Annotated in this window: 22 protein-coding genes and 1 tRNA gene; 10 read left to right on the top strand and 13 right to left on the bottom strand. The window is 66.8% G+C overall.

Going from position 1 to position 17,196, the window contains the following annotated elements; translation table 11 throughout:
* The first annotated feature begins 32 nt into the window (after window positions 1-32).
* The 4 genes from C461_RS07045 to C461_RS07060 all read left to right on the top strand — a co-directional run bounded on the left by C461_RS07045 (window position 33) and on the right by C461_RS07060 (window position 3,044).
* Window positions 33-536: a winged helix-turn-helix transcriptional regulator gene (locus C461_RS07045; RefSeq protein WP_007999895.1), complete on the top strand. Its 504-nt coding sequence runs from the start codon at window positions 33-35 to the stop codon at window positions 534-536.
* 73 nt (window positions 537-609) lie between these two features.
* Window positions 610-1,479: a sulfite exporter TauE/SafE family protein gene (locus tag C461_RS07050; protein WP_007999896.1), complete on the top strand. Its 870-nt coding sequence runs from the start codon at window positions 610-612 to the stop codon at window positions 1,477-1,479.
* A 104-nt stretch (window positions 1,480-1,583) separates the two neighbouring features.
* Window positions 1,584-2,273 carry an SCO family protein gene (locus C461_RS07055; protein WP_049906421.1) on the top strand — a complete coding sequence of 230 codons (690 nt, stop codon included), beginning with the start codon at window positions 1,584-1,586 and terminating at the stop codon, window positions 2,271-2,273.
* Between the two features lie 90 nt (window positions 2,274-2,363).
* Entirely contained in the window at window positions 2,364-3,044 is a 681-nt protein-coding gene (locus C461_RS07060) for a DJ-1/PfpI family protein (protein ID WP_007999899.1), read from the top strand.
* A gap of 81 nt (window positions 3,045-3,125) precedes the next feature.
* Here the strand turns inward: C461_RS07060 and C461_RS07065 are convergent, their stop codons facing one another.
* Entirely contained in the window at window positions 3,126-3,614 is a 489-nt protein-coding gene (locus tag C461_RS07065) for a universal stress protein (RefSeq protein WP_007999900.1), read from the bottom strand.
* 108 nt (window positions 3,615-3,722) lie between these two features.
* Here C461_RS07065 and C461_RS07070 point away from each other — a divergent pair, with 108 nt between their 5' ends.
* Window positions 3,723-4,883: a hypothetical protein gene (locus C461_RS07070; protein WP_007999901.1), complete on the top strand. Its 1,161-nt coding sequence runs from the start codon at window positions 3,723-3,725 to the stop codon at window positions 4,881-4,883.
* A 60-nt stretch (window positions 4,884-4,943) separates the two neighbouring features.
* On the opposite strand, the gene C461_RS07075 is transcribed toward C461_RS07070, so the two are convergent.
* The 7 genes from C461_RS07075 to C461_RS07100 all read right to left on the bottom strand — a co-directional run bounded on the left by C461_RS07075 (window position 4,944) and on the right by C461_RS07100 (window position 9,476).
* Window positions 4,944-5,246 carry a hypothetical protein gene (locus tag C461_RS07075; RefSeq protein WP_007999902.1) on the bottom strand — a complete coding sequence of 101 codons (303 nt, stop codon included), beginning with the start codon at window positions 5,244-5,246 and terminating at the stop codon, window positions 4,944-4,946.
* Complete coding sequence (locus C461_RS07080; protein WP_007999903.1) at window positions 5,243-6,520, bottom strand: helix-hairpin-helix domain-containing protein; 1,278 nt, start codon at window positions 6,518-6,520, stop codon at window positions 5,243-5,245. Before C461_RS07080 ends, C461_RS07075 begins: the two co-directional genes overlap by 4 nt.
* Window positions 6,517-6,909, bottom strand: a complete 393-nt coding sequence (locus C461_RS07085) for a hypothetical protein (protein WP_007999904.1) — start codon at window positions 6,907-6,909, stop codon at window positions 6,517-6,519. Before C461_RS07085 ends, C461_RS07080 begins: the two co-directional genes overlap by 4 nt.
* Window positions 6,899-7,474, bottom strand: a complete 576-nt coding sequence (locus C461_RS07090) for a hypothetical protein (protein WP_007999905.1) — start codon at window positions 7,472-7,474, stop codon at window positions 6,899-6,901. The genes C461_RS07085 and C461_RS07090 overlap by 11 nt, the downstream gene beginning before the upstream one ends.
* 141 nt (window positions 7,475-7,615) lie before the next feature.
* Entirely contained in the window at window positions 7,616-8,131 is a 516-nt protein-coding gene (locus C461_RS07095) for a hypothetical protein (protein WP_007999906.1), read from the bottom strand.
* A gap of 280 nt (window positions 8,132-8,411) precedes the next feature.
* Window positions 8,412-9,101, bottom strand: coding sequence for a hypothetical protein (locus C461_RS15480; RefSeq protein WP_152418362.1), 690 nt, complete (start codon window positions 9,099-9,101; stop codon window positions 8,412-8,414).
* 301 nt (window positions 9,102-9,402) lie between these two features.
* Window positions 9,403-9,476: transfer RNA gene (locus C461_RS07100), tRNA-Tyr, on the bottom strand.
* 161 nt (window positions 9,477-9,637) lie between these two features.
* On the opposite strand from C461_RS07100, the gene C461_RS07105 reads away from it, so the two are divergent.
* Together C461_RS07105 and C461_RS07110 are read left to right on the top strand one after the other, a co-directional pair.
* Complete coding sequence (locus tag C461_RS07105; RefSeq protein ID WP_007999907.1) at window positions 9,638-10,510, top strand: hypothetical protein; 873 nt, start codon at window positions 9,638-9,640, stop codon at window positions 10,508-10,510.
* 78 nt (window positions 10,511-10,588) lie between these two features.
* Entirely contained in the window at window positions 10,589-11,176 is a 588-nt protein-coding gene (locus C461_RS07110) for an NAD(P)/FAD-dependent oxidoreductase (RefSeq protein WP_007999908.1), read from the top strand.
* 207 nt (window positions 11,177-11,383) lie between these two features.
* Here the strand turns inward: C461_RS07110 and C461_RS07115 are convergent, their stop codons facing one another.
* Window positions 11,384-11,701 carry a DUF5785 family protein gene (locus C461_RS07115; protein ID WP_007999909.1) on the bottom strand — a complete coding sequence of 106 codons (318 nt, stop codon included), beginning with the start codon at window positions 11,699-11,701 and terminating at the stop codon, window positions 11,384-11,386.
* 277 nt (window positions 11,702-11,978) lie between these two features.
* Between C461_RS07115 and C461_RS07120 the strand changes: the two genes are divergently transcribed.
* Window positions 11,979-13,148 carry a glutathione-independent formaldehyde dehydrogenase gene (locus C461_RS07120; RefSeq protein ID WP_007999910.1) on the top strand — a complete coding sequence of 390 codons (1,170 nt, stop codon included), beginning with the start codon at window positions 11,979-11,981 and terminating at the stop codon, window positions 13,146-13,148.
* Window positions 13,149-13,212: 64 nt separating this feature from the next.
* Here the strand turns inward: C461_RS07120 and C461_RS15815 are convergent, their stop codons facing one another.
* A complete protein-coding gene (locus C461_RS15815; protein ID WP_007999913.1) occupies window positions 13,213-13,380 on the bottom strand; it encodes a hypothetical protein in 168 nt (55 codons plus the stop codon).
* A 122-nt stretch (window positions 13,381-13,502) separates the two neighbouring features.
* Here C461_RS15815 and C461_RS15820 point away from each other — a divergent pair, with 122 nt between their 5' ends.
* Complete coding sequence (locus C461_RS15820) at window positions 13,503-13,655, top strand: hypothetical protein (RefSeq protein WP_007999915.1); 153 nt, start codon at window positions 13,503-13,505, stop codon at window positions 13,653-13,655.
* A gap of 33 nt (window positions 13,656-13,688) precedes the next feature.
* Here the strand turns inward: C461_RS15820 and C461_RS07125 are convergent, their stop codons facing one another.
* On the bottom strand, window positions 13,689-14,873 hold the full coding sequence (locus C461_RS07125) for a CobW family GTP-binding protein (RefSeq protein WP_007999918.1): 1,185 nt from the start codon (window positions 14,871-14,873) through the stop codon (window positions 13,689-13,691).
* A 97-nt stretch (window positions 14,874-14,970) separates the two neighbouring features.
* Between C461_RS07125 and C461_RS07130 the strand changes: the two genes are divergently transcribed.
* The gene (locus C461_RS07130; protein WP_007999920.1) at window positions 14,971-15,438 is read left to right on the top strand and encodes a hypothetical protein; all 468 of its coding nucleotides are present in this window, start codon (window positions 14,971-14,973) and stop codon (window positions 15,436-15,438) included.
* Between the two features lie 362 nt (window positions 15,439-15,800).
* Here the strand turns inward: C461_RS07130 and C461_RS07135 are convergent, their stop codons facing one another.
* Both C461_RS07135 and C461_RS07140 read right to left on the bottom strand, forming a co-directional pair.
* Complete coding sequence (locus C461_RS07135) at window positions 15,801-16,121, bottom strand: hypothetical protein (protein ID WP_007999921.1); 321 nt, start codon at window positions 16,119-16,121, stop codon at window positions 15,801-15,803.
* A complete protein-coding gene (locus tag C461_RS07140; protein ID WP_007999923.1) occupies window positions 16,118-17,158 on the bottom strand; it encodes an Mrp/NBP35 family ATP-binding protein in 1,041 nt (346 codons plus the stop codon). The genes C461_RS07135 and C461_RS07140 overlap by 4 nt, the downstream gene beginning before the upstream one ends.
* Window positions 17,159-17,196 lie beyond the last annotated feature (38 nt).

The raw sequence follows: 17,196 nt of genomic DNA on the forward strand, positions 1-17,196 counted from the left end.
AGTGGATATCCGGTACGGGCGAGTACCAACCAATGGCGACGACCAGAGCCCGGGTGCGGCGACACGTCCGCGACACGCCCGGCGTCCACTTCAACCGGGTCGGTCGCGACCTCGATATCGCCACCGGACAGGCGCAGTATCACCTCCGGCGGCTCGTGCGGGACGGCGAACTCGCGGTCGAGCGCGTCGCCGGCCGCGCGCACTACTTCGATCCCGCTTTCGATCCGTGGGAGCGACGGGCGCTCGCGTTCCTCCGCCGAGAGACCGCCCGCGAGATCATCGTCCGACTCCACGCCGACGGGCCGACGAAACCGACGACGCTGGCGGACGATCTGGACCTCGCGCGGAGCACGATCGCCTGGCACGTCTCCAACCTCGCCGACGCCGACGTCATCGAGAAGTCCGAGGACCGGCCGATGACGCTGCGACTGGCCCGCCCCGACCGGACGGCCGACCTCCTCGACGCGGTGTCGCCGTCGCTGCCGGACCGGCTCGTCGACCGGTTCGTGCGGACCGTCGACAGCATCTTCGAGTGAGCGTCGGCCGGGGCCGGCCGCGTTCGTCGATCGCACCAGATCCGTTAGAACGGCCCGGAACCGACGGTGACGCATGCGCGCGCTCCTCCCGACGCAGGCTCCGCTGACGACCACGTGCGAGCCGTCCGGGACGATCTATTCGAGCGAGCCGGTCGGTCTCGCGGTGTTCCTCCTCATCGGACTGCTCGGCGGGGCGCACTGTCTCGGGATGTGTGGCCCCCTCGTGACGACCTACGCGGACCGGATGCGGACGGGCGGCGGGGGTGCTGGGGGCGGTGCGAGCGGGACCGGCTCCTCGGCCGGCCGCCGCGACGATCACCTCACGGTCCACCAGGTGCGACAGCACGCCCTGTTCAACGCCGGTCGGGCGACGAGCTACGCCGCGCTCGGGGGGCTGTTCGGGCTCGCCGGGAGCCTCGTGTTCGTCACCGGGCGGACGGTCACGACGATCGCCGACGACGTCCACGCGCTCACCGGACTCCTCGTCGGCGGCGTCATCATCGCCATCGGTCTCCGCTACGCGCTCCGCCTAGAGCTGCAGTCGATTCCGGTCCCCGGGCTGGAGCGCGCCTCCGGATTCGTCACGCGCCGGATCGTCCCTCGCGTCGACGCGTGGGTGGGCGACTGGCGGATCGTCGGGCTCGGGGCCGCACACGGGCTCTTGCCCTGCCCGCTGTTGTACCCGGCGTTCCTCTACGCGTTCGTCCAGGGGAACGCGCTGGGCGGGGCCGTCGCGCTCGGCGCGCTCGGGGTCGGGACGATCCCCGCCATGTTCCTCTTCGGGACGGTGTTCCAGTCGATCAGCGTCGAGACGCGCCTGCGGATGCACCGGGTGCTCGGCGTCGCGTTCGTCGCGCTCGGGTACATCCCGCTGCAGCACGGACTCGCGACGCTCGGTGTCCCGCTCCCGCACCCGCCGATCCCGTACTACGCGCCGTTTTGACCGCCGGGTCGGCGTTCGTCGCCACCTGTCTCCTCACCCCCGTTCGGTCCGCGTTCGTCGATCGCACCAGACGCGTTATGCGGCGACGGTCCGTCGGTTCGGACATGAGACGTCGGACGGTGCTCGGCGGGATCGGGACGGTGGCGACGGGGGGCGTCGCGGGCTGCGTGTCGCGGCTGCGCGACGACGGTCCCGACGGCACCGTGCTCGGTCCACAGGAGGATCAGATCGCGGACAGCGAGGACCTCGCGTACCCCGCGTACGGACAGCGACTCCCCGAGTTCTCCCTTCCGGACCCGATCGCGGGAACGACGATCGACACCGCGTCGCTCGATCGGACCGCGCTCGTGACCGGGATATTCACCTTCTGTCCGGCCGAGTGCGGGATCCTCCTCCGGCGGTACGTCGAGGTCCAACACCGCATCGCGGAGGCGGGCCTGACCGACGACGTCGCGTTCCTCCCGATCACCTTCGACCCGGAACGGGACGACGAGGCCGCGCTGCGGGACAACGCCGCCGAGATCGGTGTCGACCTCGACGCGGGCAACTGGCACTACCTCCGTCCCGAGTCGCCCGACGAGGCGAAGGCCGTCGTACAGGACCGGCTCGGGATCGGGTTCGAGCGCACGACAGACAGCGAGCGACTGGAGGGCTACGACTTCACCCACATCGTCGTCACGATCCTCGCCAATCCCGACGGCGTCGTCGAACGCGCCTACCGCGGCGAGAACATCGACCGCGAACGCGTCGCCGGCGACCTCGAGACCGTCGCGAACGCGTTCGCCGAGTCGTGACCGACGGTCGATCACCGAGACCACCGCTCCCGTCGGAGCCGGCTCTCGCCGAGGGGAACGCACAAGCCCGCCGGCCTCCTCCGAGGCGGTATGCGTGTCGACATTCTGCTGTACGACGGCTTCGACGAGTTGGATGGAATCGGCCCGTACGAGGTGTTCGACTACGCGCTCGGCTACGCCGCGGACGACACCCCTGACGCGGATGCCACCACCGACGCGGACGACTCGGCGGCCGGGAGCCCTCTCGGCCGCGTCCGGTACGTCACCCTCGACGAGCGCGAGACGGTGACCGCGAGCCACGGGACTCGCGTCGGCGTCGACGGGACGCTTCCCGAGCCGGGAGCCGACGCGGCCCCGGACCTGCTCGTCGTCCCTGGGGGCGGGTGGAGCGCCCGCGACGTCGCCGCGAGCGCGTGGGCGGAGGCGCGGAAGGGGGACGTGCCGCGAGCCCTCGGCCAGCACCACGCCGCCGGCACGCGGATCGCCGCCGTCTGCACCGGGGCGATGCTGCTCGCGGAAGCCGGCGTCACCGACGGCCGCCCGGCGGTCACGCACGCGTCCGCGATCGACGAGCTTCGCGAGTCCGGCGCCGAGGTCGTCGACGCGCGGGTCGTCGACGACGGCGACCTCCTCACCGCCGGCGGGGTGACCTCGGGGATCGATCTGGCGTTACACCTCGTCGACCGGGAGTTCGGCGCCGAGATCGCCGACCGCGTGGCGACGGTGATCGAATACGAGCGTCGGTACGAGGTCGCCGACGGGGCGGCCTAAAAGGTTTGGCGCGGGTCAGAGGTGGCTCTGAGATGGTCCGAGATGAGTCCGAGGTGAGTCCGAGGTGGCTCCAATTCCCGATCAGTCGTCCGCGTTGTCCCCGGGAAGTGGGGGTTCGTCCGCCCCGCCCACACCGCTCTCCTCGGCCTCGTTGCTCGTGATGCCGCCGTCGGCGTCGACGGTGATCACGGTGCAGTCGAGTTCGCTGCGGAGGTACGTGTCGATGTCGGGGTCCGAGAGGAGCTTCTGGACCATGCGGCGCCAACGTCCGGCCTGCTTCGAGCCGATGACGACGACGTCGGCCCCCTCAGCGATAATCTCCTCGAGGATGGTCTCCTCGACGAGGAAGCCGCGACGGACGACGTAGCGGGCGCGGTCGAGCCGACCGAGTCGCCGTTCGACCTCGCGTTTGAGGCTGCTCCGGGAGACGCCGCCCGAGTTCTGGTACAGGTCTACGTGGAGGATGGTGAGGTCCGCGTCGCGCTCTTCCGCAATGCGAACGGCCTCCCGCAGCGTCGCCTCGGAGTGCGATGACGGCGGGTACCGAACCGGCACCACGACGAGAGTCATGTCGAGACGGTAGCGTGCGAGACGTAAATATACTGTCGGTGAGAATTCACGGGGAGATTTGTGCCGATCACACACAAATTTTTTGTCACGAACGACGTATGCGGACCCATGTCGTCCGCGCCGTCTCGGGGGGAATCAGCGCTGTGGATCGGACGGTTCACCGAGGCGACCGGGATCGGCTGGGTCGCCACGAAGTCGGGCGTGCCGTCGCTCGCGCCGCACCTGTTCGTCGCGATAGTGTGGGGGATCGAAACGAGCGGGTCGGTCGTCTCGGGCACCGCGTCGGCGTCTCCGGTCTGGATCGCCTCGCAGTCGCTCGAACTCGCCGGGCTCCTGTTGATCGCCTCGACCGTGACCGGGCTCGCGACCAAGTACGGATCGGTCGCCGAAGCGATCACCGACCACGAGCCGGTCGCCGACGTCGACCCGGCGGTGCTCGAAGGCGTCGACCGCTTCCTCCGATGGCTCGACGGCGCCGTGCTCGCCGCGACGTGGCGTTCGGTCGACGAGTGGCAGCGCCGCCCCGCCCCGCCGCGGCTCAGACGGGCGCTGCTCGCCTGCGGGCTGCTGTTGCACGCGACGTACCTGTTCGGACTCGGCAACGTCGAGTTCGTCCTGTCCTCGCTGGGGCCGGTCGAGGGCGGACTCTCGTTTTTCGTGATCATCCCGTTCGTGTACTACCCGCTCCTCGCCGAGTTCGTCGCGGTCGTCGCGAACGTCCACTTGGCGCTCCCGGCGCGAATCCGGTCGGATCGGCTCCTCGATTTCGGTGACGTGTCCGGGTACGGCGGCCTCCGCCCCGTCGGCGCCCTGATCGAGGCGAGCGGGCACCGGTACGTGATCGGGCTCGCGTTGTACACTCTGATCACGATCACCACCGGAATTCAGGTGAATGCGAGCGTCGATAACGCCGCACTGGTAGCGATCGACACACTGTACCTCGTCGCCGGAACCCTGGTCGGGGCGGTGCTGTTCTTCTACCCGGTGCTCTCGTTGCACCGGTTCATGGCCCACCAGAAAGAGGCTCGCCTCGGCAAGATCGCAACCCGAGTCTCGGAGTTAGAGGGGAACGGGCGGACGTTCCCAGACGTCGAGCCCGAGACGCCCGACAGCGCCACTCGCTATATGAACCAGTTCATGAACATGAACGTCGTCAAGCAGATGCACGAGTACCCGGTCAGACTCCAGCAGGTGACGAGCATCGTGACCGGACTCCTCCTCCCGTACCTGTTGGACTACGTCGCGACGTACGTGCTGAACAGCGCGTGAGGCGGCGGACACGGCCGTTTTTCGACCGTCTTCTGCGAGCGATCATCGAGGGAGCGCCGATCACGGCGCCGGGGCGCCGGTGACCGCCGCGAACTGCTCCGGGTCGAACCGGACCCCGCCGACGGTTTCGACCCACGCGAGCCGCTTCAACCGCTGGGCGCGCCCGAACGGGAGTCGGACGACGGCGAATCCCGATCGGTGGTGCAAGACCAACCGTCCCGAGGTGCCCACGAGTCCCAACAGGCCGGTGACGAACGCGTCGTGGTCGGTCTCGTCTCGCCGCGTCACTAGGAAGAACCCCTCCGTTTCGGGGTCCGGTCCGGTGATCTCGATCGACGCGCCGAAGCGTTCCGCGAGGGTCATCCGCCCCGAACCATTTGCGTCGCTTGCTCGATCCAGTCACCGGCGCGGCTCGTCGACGTCTGCGCGATCTCGGCGACGCGTTCGGGCTCGACGGCCGCCAACTGCGAGACGTTCTCGACGCCCGCCTCGCGGAGCCGCTTCGCGTACGTCGGCCCGATTCCCGACACCTCTTCGAGCGCTATCGGGTCTCTGTCCCCACCGAGCCGTTCCTGTAGCTCGACGATCCGGTCGACCGGAATCGACAGCGCTTCCGCGAGCGCTTTCGGGTCCTGCCGGATCAGCGATTCGAGGTCGGTCACGCCGGCTCGGCGGAGACGGTCGACGACCGCGTCGCCGTGCTCGGGTTCGATCTCGACGACCGCTCGCCGAAACGCCTCCATCTTGGCTCGCTCGTCGTCGTCGGGCTCTCGGACGTCGTCTCCGGAGCCCGCGCCTGTTCGCGTGTCGGCCGCGTCGTCCGCGCCCGCGTCCTCGGACGACGGGTCCGGGTCGGATTCGGGCTCTGGGTCGGATTCGGGCTCTGGGTCGGATTCGGGCTCTGGGTCGGGCTCAGAGACGAGCACGAGGTCCACCGGCGCCTCGGGCTCGGCGACCGTGTAGGGCTCGGGGAACTGCTCGATGACCGTCCCGGGCGTGGAACTCGGGTCGGCGACCCGCTCGACCGTTCCGACCGTCAGCTCGGCCGAGGCGAGTCGTCGCGTCGCGACGGCGTGTGGGACGCCACGGAGATCCGGCACGTCGACGTAGGTCGGCCGGTCGCCCTCCGCGTCGCTCCGCGGCGCTCGGAGCCGGAACGAGACCTCGCTGAGGTTCGCCGACGCCGACGACTCGTCCAGCGACGGCAGGTGCATCCGCACCCCCTCGTCCGTCTGGATCACGTTCGTCTTGAGCGTGAAATCGACGTCGTCGACTCGGTAGCGCTCGCCCTGCAGGTCCTCGTCGACCTCCTGGAGCGCGGCACCGAGGTTCGCGAACACGGTTTTCGGCTCCAGCGCCGGACGCTGTGCTTCGAGCTCTCTGACGCGCTCCTGCAGTTGCCCGCGCTCCGCTTCGAGCGTCGAGAGCTGGCGCTCCAACGCGTTCCGCTCGGTTCGAACGTCGAGCACGTCGGTCTGGAGCCGCACGAGCGACTCCTGCTGTTCGGTGATCACCCGCTCGACGGCCGCCCGCTCGACGGTCTCGAACTTCTCGACGTCGAGTTGGGGGAGCTCTTCCAGCTGGAACGTCTCGGTGAGGCGGACCGTGTCGTCGCGAGTCACGTACCGGTCGCTCATGGCTGGCGGGGCTCGGGCGGGACGGGAGCGATGCGGAGTCGCACCTCGCTGGCGATCTCGGCGTCCACGTCGTACTCGTGTTTGGCGCGGTGGTTCAGCGGCAGGGCGCTCACCACCGGCTTGTACCCGCGGACCTCCTTCGTCTCCGGGTCCTTGACCGCTTGCCCCTCGATCGAGAGCGTCAGTTCGAGGTCCGCTTCGACCTCGGAGAACCGGAGCCACGACGCGTCGAGGTCGTACCCGAGGGTGCCGTCCTCGATCTCGCGTTCGATCGCCCGCTGGGAGCGCATGGCCCGGCGGTCCAGTTCCTCCTGCCCCTCCGCGACGGAGAACGCGACGGTGCGGATGAACTCCTTGAGCGGTCGGTCGAGCCACTGGTCAGTTGGCATCTGGGCCCCCGTCTCCCGATTCGAGTCGCGTCGGCAGCGGCGTCGGTTCGAGCCGCGCCGCGAGCCGGGCGTTCGCGCCGATCGTGCGATCGAACCGGCGCCGGTCGATCACGGCCTGCGTGCCGGCCCGCAGCCCGACCGCTCGATCCACCCGCCCGGCGTCGCGGGCGTCTCCGGACTCGTCATCGCGAGTGCTCTCGCCGTCGCGTCCGGTCCGCTCCGTGACGCTGACGTCGACTTCGACCTCGACCGTCGCGTCGCTGAACTGATACCGGGCGGGCGTGAGTCCGAGTTCGAGGAGGGAGCGGGACTCGGCGGGGGCGGTCTCCGTCCGCACCGAGCCGTCGGGCTCGACGGTGCGGGTGACCGACGGGACCACGTCGACTGCGGTCTCCGCGAGGGTGTCGAGCGTCTCGACGGTGTGGGCGTCGAGGGCCGTCTGGGCGTCCGCGACGCCCGCGGCCAGCAGGTAGACGAGGTCGTCGAACGGGACGTCGGCGACCGCTCGGGCGGAGCGGTCGGGGGCGGTGCTGCGCGGCGGTAGGTGATGGGCTCGTAGTGGCATATGAATCGATGTGGTCGCTCCGTTGGTCGGATGCGATCTGCGGTTCGGGTGCGATCCGCGGTTCGGGTTCGGATGCGTCTGCGGTCCGGGTGCGGTCCGGGTGTCGAGCGCGGATCGCCGGTGTGGAGCGATCGGGATCGGTCACTCCTCGGTCGTGCGATTGTCGACGGTCTCGACCTCGGGGAAGAGGTACGGCGGCTCCGGCACCGGGACCATCGTGGTCTTCAGCTTGCTCGTCCCGTGGACCTCCTTGCCGAACTTCCGGTTGTGGCTCACGTCGGTCTGGATGCTCCCGCCCCACAGCCCGAACCCGGCGTGCGCCTTGGCGCTGACGTCGATGTCGGTCTCGCGTTCGGTGGTCGTTTTGATGTCCATCTCGACTTCGATGACGGCCTCGGAGAACTGGTAGAACGTCGGGAACAGCCCCGCCTGTAGCAGGGAGACGTCGATCGCGTCCGCCGAGGAGTAGGTGACGTCGCCGTTCGAGTCGATCGTCCGCGTGATCGCCGGGACGACCTCGATCTCTGTCTCCGCGAGCGTCTTCGCGACCTCGACCGAGTTCATGTCTAACTGGTTCTGGGCGTCAGCGATGCCCTGCCCCATGCTGGCCACCATCTCGGGAAACGGCACGTCGAGGAGTTCTTGTCCTACGGACATTCTTAATCAATTATAGTAATAAATATTAAAGTAGTATGTAAGAAATTGGGGAGGAAATTGCCGGTATTTCGTCGCTTACGCGGTCGATGAGAGTTGATCGACACCCTCAATCGTCATGGTACGCTCCGGGCCGGTGGACGGGGGCTGGGTCATATACCTGAGTTGATGACGACTGCCAAGGTGCTGTACCGGCGGTGGTGGATCTGGAGGCCGTTGACAAGTTGTTGTATAGAGTACCCAGACAGCAGGTTGGCTCAAGGCCAGATTACATCAACAGTATCTAATCGGAATTCTGTCCGACCTTCTCTGACTGATCATTTTCACCGAGATATCGATCCAAGTCTTCAGAGCCGAAGCTCAGATAGACAGAATTGGGATGGAAGTGGCTAATTATTCTCAGTACTGTAGAGGGTAGAAACGTTAACAGACCGATAGCAAGCAGAGGCCATAGACCCTGTAGATATGCAATTGAGTCTGCAGTCACAGAATCAACAACGCTCAATCCGAAAAAACAGATAGTCACTACTGCGGAAGCCGCTGAAATACTCAACAGCCAAAAACACTGTCCACTCGTGCGCTTCGATTCGGTACTGATAGCTCCAAGGTATTCGCGGAACTGCTCATTATCGAACTCCTCTCTGAGATAATTCTCAAAAACGGTTAATTCCGGATTCAACGACGCCCGAGAATGCATAAATGCACTCGTTGAAGCTCCTGCGGAAAGTAACCAAAAGACCGCACCACCGAACGTATAGAGGTTTACTATGAATATCTCGAACTGATTGAGTCCCCGAAGTTGGAAAAGAACGGGAGCCGCGACAAAGATACTGGCTATAAGGAGGTTAATTTGTAGCAGCTTGAGAGCATGGTTCGCTTGTTCAGTTTTCCGAGTCTGATTGTGATTCAGATATAGGTGTGCTTCGTCTCCAATTTCAGGAAAGAGTTGACTGTCAGGGGAGTCCTCTGTCATACCTAAGCCTCTGCCACGTTCTCGGATTATTCTTTGGGAACTGTAGAAATTGAACCACTTTCGAAATTTAACGTTGGCAACAGTGGAATACGACTATTTTTTGAAGCAATCGATAGCCGAATTTTGGTACTCTCATATAAATCTAGATAGCAGGGGTTGGATATCTTCCCTCGCCGAGACAGTCCGGGCGTGCGGCTCGCTTCGCTCGCCGGTCCGGGCTGTGACTCGTCTGCTCAATTCGGGTCAGTTGTCCCTCACGGTCAGCACCCGCTCGCTGTCGCTCACGAGTGTTGAGGTTCAGTCCGCCCTCCCCGAATTGAACGGGGGACAAGTCGATCTACAGTCGACTGCTCTACCAGGCTGAGCTAAGGGCGGTTACCGTATTCTAGCCGCCGGATCTAACTTAAGAGTTCCCTTTCAACCCCGGTGTGATCCGCCGTACCGCGGGGCAGATCGATAGCCCGGACCCTATTCACCGATCGTCAGGAGCCCGCCCGGCGCGCGGTTTTTAAGTCGCTCGCGCCGGGAGCGGGCGTATGGCCGACGGCGACGACAGACAGGCGACGTTCGGGTCGGACGGGAGCTTGGAGACCGACACGACGCCGGACGCGACCGGCGAGAACGACTTCGGCGAGCCGAAGGAGTCGAACGAGACGGACGGCGGGTACAGCCGCTACACCGTCTCCAGCCTCCTCCAGAAAGCGGTGCGCCGCTCCGACGAGGAGGTGGCCGCGTGGGCGGCGTGGGAGCTGGCCCGCTCCGGCTACGCGTGGAACCTCTGGGACCGCCTGAACCTCTACGTCGTCGAGGACCTGCGCGCGGGCAGCGACGTGGCCCTCACGATCGAACGCTACGAGGAACTCGCCACCGAGCGCTGGGAGCCCGCCGAGTGGAAGGGTCGGCTCTGTGCGATCCACGCCGCGTTGGCGGCCGCCCGCGCCACCTCCACCCGCGAGGCGTCCAACGCCGACGCGTACTTCTCGGCCGTCGCCGACCGGCGCGCCGCGGCCCGCGAGCGCGGCGAGGACCCCGCGCACGACTTCCCCGTCGGCGATCTCGAACCCGGCGGGACGTTCGACGCGATCTTCGACGGCCACACGGGCGAGGGGTCGCGGCTCGGTCGCGGCACGCGCTTTTTCAAGACCCACGGCGCCCGCGTCGGTCCGGAGGGCGAAGACGAGCAGAGCGCCCGGTGGCAGCGGCTCGCGATGCTGCTCGACGAGGACCGCGACTACGACCCGGACGAACTCGACCGCGCCGTCGAACCCGTGGACCCCGACGACCCGTGGGGCGAACACGGCCCCGACGGGCGCGGTGACGGATCCGATGAACCCGACGACCGCGACAAGCCCGACGACCGCGACGACGACGCCGGCGACCGCGGCTCGCTGTCCGATTTCTCGGGGTAGCTCGAGCCGTGGCCTGTTCTGCTCGTGTCGATGACCGCTTTCGCCAGTTCTTATCAGTGTGAGGCCGTTATGTCGAATATGGTTGACGTAGCAATCGTCGGCGGTGGACCGGCGGGACTCAGCGCGGGACTGTTCGCGGGCAAGAACGGACTCGACACCGTCCTCTTCGACACCGACGGCACGTGGATGCACAAGGCGCACCTGTTCAACTACCTCGGCGTGGGCTCCGTCGGCGGCAGCGAGTTCATGGCGACGGCCCGCCAGCAGGTCGACGACTTCGGCGTCGACCGCCGGCAGGACGAGAAGGTCACCGCGGTCGAAGCGAGCGGCGACGGCTTCGCGCTGACGACGGCCGACGGCGAGTACGAGGCCGACTACGTCGTGCTGGCGACCGGCGCGAACCGCGACCTCGCCGAGTCGCTCGGCTGCGACTTCGGCGAGGACGACACCGTCGACGTCGGCGTCTCGATGGAGACGAGCGTCGAGGGCGCGTACGCGACCGGTGGGATGGTCCGTGCCGAGGAGTGGCAGGCCGTCATCGCCGCGGGCGACGGCGCCGCCGCGGCCCTCAACATCCTCTCGAACGAGAAGGGCGAGCACTACCACGACTTCGACGTCCCCGACACCGCGAGCGCGGTGTTCGGCGGCCTGATCGACGACGAATAGTTCGGCCACCGCGGTGCCGGGTCACCCGGCTCGATCGCGATCGAAGCGAGCCCCCGCCGTCCGCCGTCACCGACTATGTATCAGTGAATGCGGCGTCGGCGACGGCTGTTTATAAACAAATGACGCCGTCCGTGTGGTTCGTGCGTTCGCCGGCTCTCGTCGATCTGGCTGCACGACTGACGCCGGACGACTGACGACCAACCCGACTCAGGCGGTGCCGTCGACGAACTTGTCGGCGCCCTCGTAGAACCAGTAGCCGTTCTCGCGCATCGCGCGCCCGAGCTCCTGGTGGAACTCGACGAAGTCCGCGAACTCCTCTTTTTCTACACCCTCGAAGATGTCCGTGACGGAGACGACCGTCTCGAAGTCGATTCGGATCGGGTGGTCGCCGTACTGGTCGACGTAGTCGGCAGCGGACAGCGGGAAGTCCTCTTCTTCGTTGATCTTCTTCGCGAGCACGGCGTGACCGTACTGTCGCATGCCCTCGCTCCCCTGCTCGCCGTCGGGGTCGTGTGGCCAGTCCATGTGCGGCGCTTTGCCCGGACCGGGGATAGTCATTTCGGAACGCCCAACGATCCCCGTCTCCGGGCGGCGCTGTGGTGGCGCTGCGGTGGCGCTGCGGTGGCGCTGCGGTGGCGCTGCGGTGGCGCTGCGATAGTGACGACCGAACGACGTCGTCGCGCCCGGTACGGTCCGATCCGGCGCCGAAGGTTAGTTGAACCTTCCCTCAATTTGTTAATGGTATTGCATAATGTAAAAACATTTAGAACGTGTCACGTTCTCTGTTAACTCGGATCACATCATGAAAGCCGTAGTATACCAAGGACCGTATGAGGTCGCCGTCGAAGAGGTCGATGACCCGGAGATCAATCACCCGAACGACGTCGTCGTCGACATCACGACGTCGTGCATCTGCGGATCGGACCTCCACATGTACGAGGGACGAACCGCGGCCGAGGAGGGGATCGTGTTCGGCCACGAGAACATGGGGATCGTCTCGGAGGTCGGCGAGGCGGTGTCCACGCTGGAGGAAGGCGATCGCGTCGTGATGCCCTTTAACGTCTCGTGCGGCTTCTGTCAGAACTGCGAGGAGGGGTACACCGGCTTCTGTACCAACGTGAATCCCGGATTCGCCGGCGGAGCGTACGGCTACGTCGCCATGGGGCCGTATCCGGGCGGACAGGCCGAGAAACTGCGCGTCCCGTACGCCGACCACAACGCGCTGAAACTGCCGGAGGGAGACGAACACGAGGACGCGTTCTCGCTGCTCGCGGACATCTTCCCGACGGGATGGCACGGAACTGAACTGGCGGACCTGCAGCCCGGCGAGTCGGTCGCGGTCTTCGGGGCCGGGCCGGTCGGTCTGATGGCAGCCTACAGCGCGAAGATCAAGGGGGCGGCCGAGATCTACGTCGTCGACCAGGTACCGAGCCGACTCGAACTGGCCGAAGAGCACTGCGACGCCCACGCGATCGACTTCTCGGAGGGCGACCCGGTCGACCAAATTCTCGACGTCCACGGCGGGATGGTCGACAAGGGCGTCGACGCCGTCGGCTACCAGGCGACCGACCCCGAAGACGTCGACACGGAGACGGAAGACTACGCGTACGACCCGGCCAAGGAGAACCCGGCCGTCGTCATCAACAACCTCATCCGCGTCGTTCGACCGACCGGACAGCTCGGTATTCCCGGCCTGTACGTCCCCGAGGACCCGGGCGCGCCCGACGACATGGCCGCGCAGGGGCGGCTCGGTATCGACTTCGGGAAGTTCTTCGAGAAGGGGCTCAAGTGCGGCACGGGGCAGTGTAACGTGAAGGCGTACAACCGGTACCTCCGCGACATGATCATCGAGGGCCGCGCGGACCCGAGCTGGGTCGTCTCCCACCGGGTCAACCTCGACGAAGCACCGGAGATGTACGAGGCGTTCGACGCCCGCGAAGAGGGCGTCACGAAGGTCCTCCTAGAGCCGTAGCCTTTCGAGGCCTCGCCTCGCTTCGTCTCCCCTTATCGTTCCGAATTCTTTCGCCGCGTCTCTGTCACGTCCGGAGCCACGCCTTCGGGTGTTCGTCCCGGAGGTGCGACTGATACGCCGCGATGAGATCCGGGTAGCCGTCGGCCACGCGGTGCCAGTCGCAGTGTTCGCAGAATCGCTCGACCCCGTCGTCGCCGCCCTGGACGTGTCCGCCTCGTCTGTACGTTCCCATGTGATATGCTCCCGCGGTTCCCGCGGGTTACAACTCGATAGAACGCCGGTGCGGTTCACTCTGTCGGCGAGATCGGTGCGAGCGGCGAAACCGGTATGTCGCTGCCGGGTGTGGGTAGACGTATGTGTCAGTACTGCAACTGGGCGTTCCACGACGGCTGGGGTGAGCTGTTGAAGTACGACGACGTGTACCAGTCGGCGATCGGCGCCGAGACCGAGTCCACCCACGGGTTCCACGAGGACTGGGACGACCTGCAGACCGAGTTAGGAATCTGACCGAGACCGAAGCGAAGGCCTCGCGGGCCTCGTTCAGAGCGGAAACGCGTCGGCGGCGTCGACGACATCGGCGTCGTCGACATCGGCGGCGGTGCCCTCGCGCCCGTCGATCGCCGCCAGATCGTCGAGCTCCCGGCGGATCCGCGACTCGTCCATGTCGCTGCCGATGAACACGAGCCGCGTCCGTCGGTCGTCGTCGGGCCCCCACTCGCCGATGGGTCCCGCCTGGACCGACGGTCCGGCTTGGCTCACGCCGATGACGTCGTCGGTGCCCGCGACGTTCGCGACGCCCTTCGCCCGCACGATCGCACCGTCCCAATCGCCGAGCCAGTCGGCGAACGGCCCCGGGGCGAACGGCTCGGTCGACCGGTAGACGAACGAATCGACCCCGTGAGCCGCCGCGGCGCCCTCCGCGTGGTCGTGGCCGTGGCTGTCGGTGCCGTCGTGGCCGTCGGTGTGGACGTCGCCGTCGCCCTCCGTCCCTCCCGCCTCGCTCGCCGCGATCTCGCGCTTCCAGCCGGGCGAGCGCGTCGCGGTCTCGAAGTCGAACAGCCCGGTGTCGAGGACCGCGTCGGGGCCGACCTCGGAGTAGCTGGTCCGGATCCGCGTCGCCCGCGGGCCGAGCCGCTCCGCGACCGACTCGATCTCGTCGAGCACGTCGTCGGGGACCATGTCCGTCTTGTTCAACACGAGCACGTCACAGAACTCGATCCCCTCGACGAGCACGTCCGCTAGGGGTCGGTCGGTCGCCGCCCCCTCGCCGCCGGGGAGGCTCTCGCCCGCGTCGAACTCCTTCCAGAAGCCGTAGGTGTCGAGGACCGTCACCATCGTGTCGAGTCGGAAGCGCTCGGTCGGGTCGATGTCGGAGTCCTCGGTCCCCTCGGTGAACGCCCGCGCGATCGGAATCGGCTCGGAGATCCCGGAGGATTCGACGAGGAGGTAATCGAACTCTCGCGACTCCGCGAGCGCCGCCGCCTCGGTCAGCAGGTCGTCCTGAAGCCGGCAGCAGATGCAGCCGTTCGAGAGGTCGATCACCCCCTCCTCGTCGTTCTCGCGGGCGACGAGTTCGGCGTCGACGTTCACCTCGCCCATGTCGTTCAGAATGACGGCGATCCGTCTGTCGCCGGGATTCGCGAGCAGGTGGTTCACCATCGTCGTCTTCCCGGCGCCGAGGTACCCGCTGAGGACGGTGACGGGAATCCGGTCGTCGTCACTCATGTGTGTTACCATGAGACGTGCTACCAGTATGAAACGATCGATCAGCGGGGGTCCCGCCGCCACAAAGTTTACTCCGGCCGCCGGGCGGCTCTCTACCATGCGCCGCAGAGCCCTCCTCTCGACCGCGGCCGCCGTTTCGACCGCCTCGATCGCCGGGTGTCCCACGCCGCCGTGGAGCGAGATCCCCGAGACCGTCGACGGCGCGGACGTAACCCTCCGACGCGAACACACCGGCGAGTTCGAGTCCGACGAGCCGAGCCCCAACGACGCCGCCGCCTTGCTCCGCGCGGTCGACGCCGAGCCGCCGCGCCTCACCGTCAGGGGGCGGCTGCTCGACGGCTCGCGGGACTGCTACCGCGTCGACCTGATCGAAGCGGAACTCTCCGCCGACCGCCTGCTGTTCCGGCTGACCACCGAGGACGATCCCGACTGGGACGGCGGCCCGTGCTCAGACATCGGCCAAACGCATCCCTACGAGATCGCCGTCGCGTTCGCGGAGGCACCCGTTCCGGACCGCACCGAAGTCCGCCACGGCGACGAGACGGTGCTCGACGAGCGGGTGTGAACAGGCGGTCGAGGCGAAATATGACTCAAGAGTTTATAAACGAATCTGGCGGTGCGGTGGCGCGTGCCTCTGAGCGCCCATCGGGCGCGAAGAGCACGCGCGAGGGAGTCGGCGTGGCGCTTATAAGCGCCGCGCCGACGAGGCTGGGGAGGCGTGAGGTGCGGTTGCGGTGCGTGGCGGGACTCAAAGGGCAGCCGCGAGCCGTCGCAGCTGGGGCTTTGAAGAGTTCGCTACCGATCTTCCAGCAGACGCTTATAAATGAGCGGCTGGGGATTTGGAGGGATTCACTACGATACCCGTGAAATCCGTATAAATGCGACGACTAAATGCACTCAGTCGACCGCTCCACTACCAACCCCGTATTACCGCTCGATCCCGCCCTGCGCTTTGATCTGCATGATGTGCCGGACGTTCAGATAGATCTCCTCCGGCGAGGTCTGCTCGTCGGGGTCGTACAGGTCTGACACGCGGTAGAGGATCGCCGAGAGCTGCTTGCTCTCGGAGCTGTCGCCGCGCACGTCGCCCGCGATCTCGCGGAGGAACGCGCGGACCTCGTCGTCCTCGGCGAACGCCTCGCCAGCCGCGTCCGCGGCCGACTCCGGGACGACCGGATCGACGCCGGCCGCGTCGAGGGGATCGACATGCTCGCCGCTCTCGTCGTCGGCTTCATGTTGCCCGCTCATCGGCCCTCGCTCACCCCGCGACGGCGCACCACGCCGGCGTTGTTCGCGACGTTCTCCACGATCACCTTGAACGCGTCCGCCGTCTCGCCCTCGTCGAGGACGACCGGCTCGCCGTCGTCACCGCCGGTCCGAACCGCGGGGTCAAGCGGGACGCCGCCGAGGAAGGGAAGGTCGTGTTCCCGCGCGAGCGCCTTCCCGCCGCCGGAGCCGAATATCTCGTGGAACCCGCCGCAGTCGGGACACCGGAAGCCGGCCATGTTCTCGGCGATCCCGAGCACGTTCGTGTCGTGTTTGCCGAACATCCGGAGCCCCTTCACCGCGTCGTCGAGCGCGACTTCCTGCGGGGTGGTGACGATCACGGCGCCCGTCAGCGGCAGCGTCTGGAGGATCGTCAGTTGGGTGTCGCCGGTCCCCGGCGGGAGGTCCATCACGAGGTAGTCGAGCTCGCCCCACTGCACGTCCTCGACGAGCTGGGTGATGATCTTGTGGACCATCGGTCCGCGCCAGATCACCGGGTCGTCTTCCCCGGTGAGAAAGTCCATGCTGATCAGCTTCACGCCGAAGCGCTCGGGCGGGACGATCGTGTCGCCGTCGGTCCGGGGCCGCTCCTCCGCCGCGACCATCCGCGGGACGTTCGGCCCGTACACGTCGGCGTCGAAGAGGCCGACGCGGGCGCCGAGCGCCGAGAGCCCCGCCGCGATGTTGACCGCCATCGTCGATTTGCCGACCCCGCCCTTGCCGGAGGCGACCGCGATGACGTTTTGTACGCCGGGGAGCACCTGCTCGGCGGCGTCCAACTCGTCGGGGATCGACGCCGACAGCGCCACCTCGAAGTCGGTGTCCGCGAACGCCTCGCGGACGTCGTCGGCGATCGCCGACTCGTGCGGCGAAAAGGGCGCGCCGAGGGCCAACGAGATCCGGATCTCACCCGCGTCGTCGACCTCGACGTCGTTCACCAGCCCGAGCGAGACGATGTCGTCGCCGAGATCCGGGTCGTCTACGCCCGCGAGCCGCTCTCGCACGTCCGCTTCGTTCATGTCCGAAGGGAAGGCGGTGCGTCGAATAAGGGTTCTGT

The organism is Halorubrum aidingense JCM 13560 (assembly GCF_000336995.1).
In the GTDB taxonomy this organism is placed as follows: Archaea; Halobacteriota; Halobacteria; order Halobacteriales; family Haloferacaceae; genus Halorubrum; species Halorubrum aidingense.

Excerpts from the sequence above, each read along its gene's own strand:
- C461_RS07110 (WP_007999908.1), top strand. The coding sequence starts at position 10,589 with ATGGTTGACGTAGCAATCGTCGGCGGTGGACCGGCGGGACTCAGCGCG.
- C461_RS07115 (WP_007999909.1), bottom strand. The coding sequence starts at position 11,701 with ATGGACTGGCCACACGACCCCGACGGCGAGCAGGGGAGCGAGGGCATG.
- C461_RS15820 (WP_007999915.1), top strand. The coding sequence starts at position 13,503 with ATGTGTCAGTACTGCAACTGGGCGTTCCACGACGGCTGGGGTGAGCTG.
- C461_RS07095 (WP_007999906.1), bottom strand. The coding sequence starts at position 8,131 with ATGTCCGTAGGACAAGAACTCCTCGACGTGCCGTTTCCCGAGATGGTG.
- C461_RS07085 (WP_007999904.1), bottom strand. The coding sequence starts at position 6,909 with ATGCCAACTGACCAGTGGCTCGACCGACCGCTCAAGGAGTTCATCCGC.
- C461_RS07105 (WP_007999907.1), top strand. The coding sequence starts at position 9,638 with ATGGCCGACGGCGACGACAGACAGGCGACGTTCGGGTCGGACGGGAGC.
- C461_RS07045 (WP_007999895.1), top strand. The coding sequence starts at position 33 with ATGGCGACGACCAGAGCCCGGGTGCGGCGACACGTCCGCGACACGCCC.
- C461_RS07135 (WP_007999921.1), bottom strand. The coding sequence starts at position 16,121 with ATGAGCGGGCAACATGAAGCCGACGACGAGAGCGGCGAGCATGTCGAT.
- C461_RS07080 (WP_007999903.1), bottom strand. The coding sequence starts at position 6,520 with ATGAGCGACCGGTACGTGACTCGCGACGACACGGTCCGCCTCACCGAG.
- C461_RS15815 (WP_007999913.1), bottom strand. The coding sequence starts at position 13,380 with ATGGGAACGTACAGACGAGGCGGACACGTCCAGGGCGGCGACGACGGG.
- C461_RS15480 (WP_152418362.1), bottom strand. The coding sequence starts at position 9,101 with ATGACAGAGGACTCCCCTGACAGTCAACTCTTTCCTGAAATTGGAGAC.
- C461_RS07075 (WP_007999902.1), bottom strand. The coding sequence starts at position 5,246 with ATGACCCTCGCGGAACGCTTCGGCGCGTCGATCGAGATCACCGGACCG.
- C461_RS07055 (WP_049906421.1), top strand. The coding sequence starts at position 1,584 with ATGAGACGTCGGACGGTGCTCGGCGGGATCGGGACGGTGGCGACGGGG.
- C461_RS07090 (WP_007999905.1), bottom strand. The coding sequence starts at position 7,474 with ATGCCACTACGAGCCCATCACCTACCGCCGCGCAGCACCGCCCCCGAC.
- C461_RS07125 (WP_007999918.1), bottom strand. The coding sequence starts at position 14,873 with ATGAGTGACGACGACCGGATTCCCGTCACCGTCCTCAGCGGGTACCTC.
- C461_RS07130 (WP_007999920.1), top strand. The coding sequence starts at position 14,971 with ATGCGCCGCAGAGCCCTCCTCTCGACCGCGGCCGCCGTTTCGACCGCC.
- C461_RS07050 (WP_007999896.1), top strand. The coding sequence starts at position 610 with ATGCGCGCGCTCCTCCCGACGCAGGCTCCGCTGACGACCACGTGCGAG.
- C461_RS07140 (WP_007999923.1), bottom strand. The coding sequence starts at position 17,158 with ATGAACGAAGCGGACGTGCGAGAGCGGCTCGCGGGCGTAGACGACCCG.
- C461_RS07120 (WP_007999910.1), top strand. The coding sequence starts at position 11,979 with ATGAAAGCCGTAGTATACCAAGGACCGTATGAGGTCGCCGTCGAAGAG.
- C461_RS07070 (WP_007999901.1), top strand. The coding sequence starts at position 3,723 with ATGTCGTCCGCGCCGTCTCGGGGGGAATCAGCGCTGTGGATCGGACGG.
- C461_RS07060 (WP_007999899.1), top strand. The coding sequence starts at position 2,364 with ATGCGTGTCGACATTCTGCTGTACGACGGCTTCGACGAGTTGGATGGA.
- C461_RS07065 (WP_007999900.1), bottom strand. The coding sequence starts at position 3,614 with ATGACTCTCGTCGTGGTGCCGGTTCGGTACCCGCCGTCATCGCACTCC.